The sequence below is a fragment of the Planctomycetia bacterium genome (genome assembly GCA_034440135.1).
Lineage (GTDB): Bacteria > Planctomycetota > Planctomycetia > Pirellulales > JALHLM01 > JALHLM01.
The window spans coordinates 1-4,502 of the sequence record JAWXBP010000119.1; the positions used below are offsets into that span (position 1 = coordinate 1).

Genomic DNA, 4,502 nt, shown 5'->3' on the forward strand with positions numbered 1-4,502 from the left:
CGAATGGCCAACGCCATCAACCGTGAAATCCGGGGAACGCGGCCACGCTCGACGGGCGTCGTGTCGGCTTCGCGTGGAGAAATCCGCCGCTGGCCGTGGGCGGTGCGGTCGAACTGAATCTTGCGTTTGACGATGATCATGCGGCGTCCTCGCGGTTGGCCTCGGCCAGCGTCTTGATGGCCGAGGGATGGAAGGAAATGGCGACGGTGCTTTCGGCGGGATCGAACTCGACGCGGGCGACCAAGAGCGACAGCACCTGGGCCTGCTCGCGCGAACTCAGTGCGTTCCAAACGTTGTCGAAGTCGGCGAACGCCGCCGCCACGTCGGCGTGGCTGATACGCTGGCGTTCAACTTCTTCGCCCCGGTTCCGCACCAACGCCAGTTGCCCCTCTGCGCGGGCAATCCGTTCGTGGAGGTCGGCGATTCGGGCGGTCGTGGCGCTACTCGGCTCGGGGAGTGCCACGAGCCGGCGGATTTCAGCGTGGTCGCGGGCCAATTGGCGTTCGAGTTGTCCGCGCTGGGTCGTCAATTCACCAACATCGGCTTCGGTCGCGGAACATGCCTGCCGCAGCACCTCGGCGCGAAGGTCGGCATCGTGCGCGATACAACGAATCTGGTCAACGACCGTCGCCTCGATCTCGGCGGCGGGAAGCGACTTGGTGGGGCATGCGTTTCGGCCGCTCTTGATCGCCTTGACGCAGGTGTAGTAGCGGTAACGCTTCGACCCGCGACTGGTGACCGTGTGGACCATTGCGTGGTCGCAGGCTTGGCAATGCAACAGGCCTTTGAGTAGCGCCCCGTATTTGTTGATCAGGTAATTGCCGCGCCCACGCCCGTGTTGCTGCAACGTGGTCTGAACTTTGCGAAACACATCAGCATCGATGATCGCTTGGTGCTCGCCGTTGAACACGTCGGTCTTGTGTTTGATCTTCCCGATGTAGATCGGGTTGGTCAGCAGGGCGTAGACCGAGCACTTGTCGAACGGCCGCCCCCCGCGCGCGCCGCCCTTCTTGGTCGTCCAGGCCTTGTTACACCAACCACGACGGGTCAGTTCCTCAACCACCGGCAGGAGCGAACCGAGTTCCAGGTACAGGCTGTAAATCCGGCGAACCTGGGTCGCCTGCTCGGCGTTCACGACCAGTTTGGGGCTGGGGTTCGTGCGGTCGACGTCGTAGCCCAAGACGGGAACGCCGCCGGCCCATTTCCCCTTGCGGCGCTGGGCGGCGATCTTGTCGCGGATGCGTTCGCCAATGATCTCGCGCTCGAACTGGGCGAACGAAAGTAAGACGTTCAACGTCAACCGGCCCATCGAATGGGTCGTGTTGAATTGCTGCGTGACCGATACGAACGAGGCACCTTTCTTGTCGAACGTCTCCATGATGCGGGCGAAGTCGAGCAACGATCGGCTCAGCCGGTCGACCTTGTAGACCACCACGCAGTCGATCTTGCCGGCGGTGATGTCCGCCAGAAGACGATTCAGCGCCGGCCGGTCCATGCTGCCCCCGGAAAACCCGCCGTCGTCGTAGTGTTCGGGCGAGCAGACCCAGCCCTCGTTCTGTTGACTGGCAATGAAGGCTTCGCCCGACTCGCGCTGCGCGTCGAGCGAATTGAATTCGAGTTCCAGCCCCTCTTCGCTCGACTTGCGGGTATAGATGGCGCAACGCCTCGTTGGCGAGGAGGGTTTTACGGACTTCTTCATGCTTTGCCCCCCAGCTTGAAGAACAGGAAGCCGTTGACGTGGGAGCACGTGACCTCCTTGGCAATCGAGGAGAGCGAGCGATACCGCCGACCCTCGTACTCGAAGCCGTCCTCCAGGACCAGCACGCGGAGCATTTGTCCCTTGTACTTCCGTTCGATCCAACTGCCCGGCGGCGGCAATCGCGGGTCATAGTCAACGAAACCATCTGGCTGCGCGACTGCGACCCGGTTGTTCATCAATTGCCGTTCACGCGGTGGCGTCACGCGAATTTCGGCGTCGACCGCCAGTTCGCCGGCGCGTTGCAACGCACGTTCCGTCAGACCGCCTTCGTCGTTTGCCTGCAATCGCCAAGCAATGCGGCGAATCAGATAGCGTTTGTGCCGGCTCCGGCATTCGTCGTCGAAGAGTTCTTCATATCGCTTGGCCAGTTCGTGGACTGACAAGTTTTCGAGCCGGGCGATCTCCGCAGCGGTTTCGGGTTTCATGGTTCACCTCCTTGCGTAGCGGCCCTGGCCAGTGGTGGCTCGGGCTCGCGACAATGTTGGCTGTCGTTGGACGCCGCCTCGGGGATGGCGCTGGGCGGGTCGCCCGTCAGGCCAACGCGTTCGTGCCAGCGCCGGACGCGGAACAGCCCGCGGGCCAAAATGGCGGCAATAGAACTCTCTCGCGTTTCTTCCATCGTTCACCTCGCATTCGTGGTCTCCAGGTCGGGATCAAAACCCACGCACACAGAGAGCCTCGTTTCCGAGAGAACCTCAAGGCCCCTGAGCGGAGATTGCGAGAGATTTTCGACAGCGGCCAGATGGGCGAGCTGTCGCCAACGAAGAACACCTTGAGCGAGGATCGCGGCCAGATGGCGGAATCGCTGATCGGACGTCAATTCGGATGGGTGCGACAAGGAGCGTGCCGGCATCGTTCTTGTTCCGAGAGAAGATAGATGGGGCGCACGTCGCGCCCTCCCTCGGTTATGTATGCCGTTTGCGCCGCGCTCCGTTCACGGGCGGCTGTAGCGTTTCCACAACCGTTTGCGTAAAGGGGCAGAAAGTGCCCCCTGGTGCGAACAGTTTTACGCCACGCAGGGGGGGCAATTTCCGCCCGTTCCCGTCCTGGTTTTGACGAACCTCAGGCGGGTGCAGGGGGCTCTTTATCCACGAACCCCCGATGTTTCCCGCGACCAGACTGGATAAGAACGCATACACTTTATAGAATGTGCGAGCGTTTATATCCATCCCGGAGCTGCGTCATGTCCAATTCGACCGAAAACGCTCGCAAAGCGTTCGACAAACAAGGGGGTACGCTCCGAACGAAGGAAGCGATCCAAGCCGGCATTCACCCCCGGACCCTTTACGCGATGCGGGATACCGGAGAGCTGGAACAACTGTCGCGAGGCGTATTTCGGCTAGCCAGCCTACCGCCGCTCAGCGAACCCGACCTGGCCACAGTCGCCAAGCGAGTGCCCCAAGGCGTTATCTGCCTGATCTCGGCGCTGGCGTTCCATCAACTCACAACGCAGATTCCCCATGAAGTATACCTGGCGCTTACGCGGTCCGCCCGGAAACCCGTGATCCTCTATCCGCCAGTCCGCGTATTCCGTTTTTCTAAACAGGCGTTTGCCGCCGGAATTGAAACCCATTCAATCGACGGCGTGACCGTCCGAATTTACAGCCCCGAAAAAACGCTCGCCGACAGCTTCAAATACCGCAACAAAGTTGGGATCGATGTCGCCCTGGAAGCTCTGAAGACCTATCGCCAGCGCCGACGACCTCAGCTCCAACAAGTCCTGGAATTCGCTCGCGTGTGTCGAGTCGAGAAAATCCTACGCCCCTATCTGGAGGCAAGCGTATGACCAAGGGCCCCATCAAAAACATCGCTGCCTCCGTGCGTCAACGACTCGCCAACGTCGCCAAGGCGGCCGACCGGCAGTTCAGCGACGTGCTTCAATACTACGCTTTGGAACGCTGGCTTTTTCGACTTTCGCAGTCGACGTACCGCGACCAATTCGTCCTGAAAGGAGCGCTTCTATTCGTCGTTTGGAAAATACCGACTACGCGGCCCACGCGCGATATCGATTTGCTGGGGCGGCTGAGTAACGACTTGGAGGCAATCCGCGGCGTGATTGCGGCAGTCTGCCAAACGCAAGTAGAAGAAGATGGACTCGCTTTCGACGCAACAAGCGTGGTCACGGAGCGGATTACCGAGGACGCGGATTACGAGGGCGTTCGAGCTACATTCAACGCTAGACTCGGCACCGCGCGAATCGGCATGCAAATTGACATCGGATTCAGCGACGTCATTACGCCGGCCGCATCGAAAATAAACTACCCGACGATTCTGGACTCACCGTCCGCCGAACTTTTCGCTTACAATCGAGAAACCGCGATTGCAGAGAAGTTCGAGGCAATGGTCAAGCTCGGCGAGCTCAATAGCCGGATGAAGGACTTTTTCGATGTTGCCACGTTGGCGGCGCACTTCGATTTTGAGGGCGAGGCCTTGGCGGCTGCAATCCGCGCCACCTTCGAGCAACGCCAGACACCCATCGAATCCGACCCGATCTGTTTTTCCGACCGCTTCGCCAGCGACGCCGCGAAGATTGCTCAATGGAAAGCATTTGTGCGGCGCAGCATGCTCGCGAACGTCCCCGCATTTGCCATCGTTTTGCCAAGCGTTCGTAGCTTTCTCCAACCCATTGCCTTGCGGCTTGCCAATCGAGAGTCGTTCAAGCAACAATGGAAGCGAGGCGGTTCGTGGCAATAACCCGAACGCGACGAGAGACGGCCGCCGGGTGATTCGCTGGACAAATGAC

General features: G+C 60.3%; 5 protein-coding genes. 2 read left to right on the plus strand and 3 right to left on the minus strand.

Annotation, left to right across the window (positions count from 1 at the left end):
- Window positions 1-136: 136 nt before the first annotated feature.
- From SGJ19_06640 to SGJ19_06650, 3 genes are read right to left on the minus strand one after another with little or no spacing between them, the layout of a single operon-like run.
- Window positions 137-1,699: a recombinase family protein gene (locus tag SGJ19_06640; GenBank protein MDZ4779910.1), complete on the minus strand. Its 1,563-nt coding sequence runs from the start codon at window positions 1,697-1,699 to the stop codon at window positions 137-139.
- Window positions 1,696-2,184 carry a DUF2924 domain-containing protein gene (locus tag SGJ19_06645; protein ID MDZ4779911.1) on the minus strand — a complete coding sequence of 163 codons (489 nt, stop codon included), beginning with the start codon at window positions 2,182-2,184 and terminating at the stop codon, window positions 1,696-1,698. The genes SGJ19_06640 and SGJ19_06645 overlap by 4 nt, the downstream gene beginning before the upstream one ends.
- The gene (locus tag SGJ19_06650; protein MDZ4779912.1) at window positions 2,181-2,378 is read right to left on the minus strand and encodes a hypothetical protein; all 198 of its coding nucleotides are present in this window, start codon (window positions 2,376-2,378) and stop codon (window positions 2,181-2,183) included. Before SGJ19_06650 ends, SGJ19_06645 begins: the two co-directional genes overlap by 4 nt.
- 564 nt (window positions 2,379-2,942) lie before the next feature.
- On the opposite strand from SGJ19_06650, the gene SGJ19_06655 reads away from it, so the two are divergent.
- Both SGJ19_06655 and SGJ19_06660 read left to right on the plus strand, forming a co-directional pair.
- Entirely contained in the window at window positions 2,943-3,545 is a 603-nt protein-coding gene (locus tag SGJ19_06655) for a type IV toxin-antitoxin system AbiEi family antitoxin domain-containing protein (GenBank protein MDZ4779913.1), read from the plus strand.
- On the plus strand, window positions 3,542-4,453 hold the full coding sequence (locus SGJ19_06660) for a nucleotidyl transferase AbiEii/AbiGii toxin family protein (GenBank protein MDZ4779914.1): 912 nt from the start codon (window positions 3,542-3,544) through the stop codon (window positions 4,451-4,453). Before SGJ19_06655 ends, SGJ19_06660 begins: the two co-directional genes overlap by 4 nt.
- Window positions 4,454-4,502 lie beyond the last annotated feature (49 nt).

Bases quoted from the DNA above. Each gene is read 5' to 3' on its own strand.
- SGJ19_06640 (MDZ4779910.1), bottom strand. From the start codon at position 1,699: ATGAAGAAGTCCGTAAAACCCTCCTCGCCAACGAGGCGTTGCGCCATC.
- SGJ19_06645 (MDZ4779911.1), bottom strand. From the start codon at position 2,184: ATGAAACCCGAAACCGCTGCGGAGATCGCCCGGCTCGAAAACTTGTCA.
- SGJ19_06650 (MDZ4779912.1), bottom strand. From the start codon at position 2,378: ATGGAAGAAACGCGAGAGAGTTCTATTGCCGCCATTTTGGCCCGCGGG.
- SGJ19_06655 (MDZ4779913.1), top strand. From the start codon at position 2,943: ATGTCCAATTCGACCGAAAACGCTCGCAAAGCGTTCGACAAACAAGGG.
- SGJ19_06660 (MDZ4779914.1), top strand. From the start codon at position 3,542: ATGACCAAGGGCCCCATCAAAAACATCGCTGCCTCCGTGCGTCAACGA.